The sequence below is a fragment of the Streptomyces termitum genome (genome assembly GCF_014650175.1).
Lineage (GTDB): Bacteria > Actinomycetota > Actinomycetes > Streptomycetales > Streptomycetaceae > Streptomyces > Streptomyces termitum.
Genome location: NZ_BMUL01000033.1, coordinates 1 through 2,374, shown reverse-complemented (window position 1 = coordinate 2,374; position 2,374 = coordinate 1). Strand labels below are relative to the sequence as shown.

At 72.8% G+C, this 2,374-nt stretch carries 2 protein-coding genes; both read left to right on the top strand.

Going from position 1 to position 2,374, the window contains the following annotated elements:
* A partial coding sequence (locus IE219_RS31305) for an FG-GAP repeat domain-containing protein (protein WP_189983715.1) occupies positions 1-822 on the top strand: 822 nt, incomplete at its 5' end.
* A gap of 181 nt (positions 823-1,003) precedes the next feature.
* The coding region (locus IE219_RS31300; protein WP_189983713.1) for a DUF1906 domain-containing protein at positions 1,004-2,374 on the top strand (1,371 nt) is incomplete at its 3' end.

Here is a 2,374-nt window from a genome sequence, read left to right as displayed (position 1 = left end):
TACGCCGACGGTTCGGTGTCGCTCTTCACCTTCAAGTCCCGTGCCGACGGCGGTTTCTCGGATCCGGTGAAGTCGTGGACGACCGCGCCGGGCAACTGGTGGCCGGAGAACGTGAAGCTGGCCTCGGGCGACTTCGACGGCAACGGGCGCGACGACGTGGCTGCCTTCTACGGCTACAGCGACGGCCGCGCCGCGCTCTACACCTTCAAGCCCAACGCCTCCGGCGAGTTCGGCACCCCGCTGCGCTCGTGGAACGTCCCGGAGAACTACTGGTGGGGCGAGAACGTCGAGCTCGCCGTCGGTGACTTCGACGGCAACGGCCGTGCGGATCTGGCCGCGATGTACGGGTACGAGGACGGCACGGTCTCGATGTTCACCTTCAAGTCGCAGACCGACGGCGGCTTCACGGCACCGGTGAAGTCCTGGACCACCGCGCCGGGCAACTGGAACTTCTCCAACGTCAAGCTGACCGCCGGCGACTACGACGGCGACGGCCGCGCGGACGCCGCCGCGTTCTACGGCTACAGCGACGGCCGCGCCGCCCTGTACACCTTCCTCACCAAGACCGACGGCACCTTCAACAGCCCCGTGCGGTCCTGGAACGTCCCCGCGGACTACTGGTGGGGCGAGCACGTCCAGATCGCCTCGGGCGACTACGACGGCAACGGCCGCGCGGACGTGGCGGCGTTCTACGGCTACAGCGACGGCCGTGCCGCGCTCTACACCTTCAAGCCGGACGCGACGGGCAAGTTCGACAGCCCGCTGCGCTCGTGGAACGTCCCCGCGGAGTACTGGTGGGGCGACCACGTGAAGCTCGGCTGACCCGGACGCCGTACCGGGGGCGGCGGCGCCCGTCGTGCCGCCGCCCCCGCATCCCTTCCCCGTACCGCCCCTCCCTCTCCCCGCGCCTCCGTGGCCCCGTACACCGGAAGTGAGACCTGCCATGCACGCACCACCTCCTGTCCGTCCTCCCCGGCAACGGCGCGGGAGCCGGGTCGCCGCCGTGCTGACGGCCCTCGCGCTGTCCGGCACGACCGCCCAGGCGGCCGCCGCCTCCACCGCCCCCGCCGGGCCCGGCACGGGAGCGGCCGGCGAGACCCGGTCCGTGGAGTACCGGGGCCTGCGCCTGGACGTCCCCGCGCACTGGCGCGTCGTCGACCTGGAGGAGGCGCCCGGGACGTGTGTGCGATTCGACACGGCCACCCTCTACCTCGGCCACCCCGGCACGCAGCAGTCCTGCTCCGCCGACGCGGTCGGCGAGCGGACCGACGCCCTGGTCGTGGAACCCCTCGCCGGCGCCACCGTCCCGGACCCCGGGGCCGTCCTCCGCGTCCCCGCGGGCCGGGCCCTCCCGGCCCGTGTCGGGGACCCCGTCGACCACGAGGCAGCCCTGGCCGTCGAGGGTGCCGGACTGCTCGTCACCGTCTCCCACGGCGAGGACACCGACACCGTCTCCCGCGTCGTCGGCTCGGCCCGCGTCGGCCCGGCGGCGGTCCCCGGCACACTGGCGCCCGCCGCGAAGACCCCCCGGAGCCCCGGGTCGGACACGACCGCGCGGGCCCTGGCCGCGGAACCCACCACCGGCTTCACCGGCAAGGCGTTCGACGCCTGCGCCGCCCCCTCCGCGAGCCTGATGCGGAGCTGGAAGACCTCCTCGCCCTACGGCGGCGTCGGCATCTACTTCGGCGGCCCCACCCGCGTCTGCTCCCAGCCCAACCTGACGGCCGGCTGGGTCGCCGACCGCACGGCCGAGGGCTGGCACATGATCCCGATCTACGCGGGCCTCCAGGCCGGAAGGATCGGTGCCACCGAGGCCGCCGCGCAGGGCCGCGCCTCCGCCGACGACGCGGTGGCCAAGGCCAAGACCTTGGGGTTCGGCCCCGGGGCCGTGCTGTACACGGACATGGAGCAGTACGACTCGGGGACCTACCGCACCCGGGTCCTCGGCTACCTCTCCGCCTACAGCGCGCGCGTCAAAGAACTCGGCTTCCGCGCGGGCGCGTACGTGAACATCCAGAACACCGGCGACATGGCGGCCCTGCACAGCAACTCCCGCTACACCGAGCCCGACGTCCTGTGGGTGGCCAACTGGAACCACAAGGCGGACGTCTCCAACGCCTCGATGGGCCTGCCCGGCGCCACCTACTGGCCCGGCCGGAAGCGGGCGCACCAGTACGAGGGCGAGGTCTCCGAGACGTGGGGCGGCGCGTCCCTCAACATCGACCGCAACTACGTGGACGTCGCCTTCGCCGCCACCCCGGAGCCCGCGCCCGACCCGTGGCGCGAGGACGCCTCGTCGCGGGTGAACGCGGACTTCAATGGTGATGGCCGGGACGATGTGGCGGCGTTGTACGGGTATGCCGATGGTTCGGTG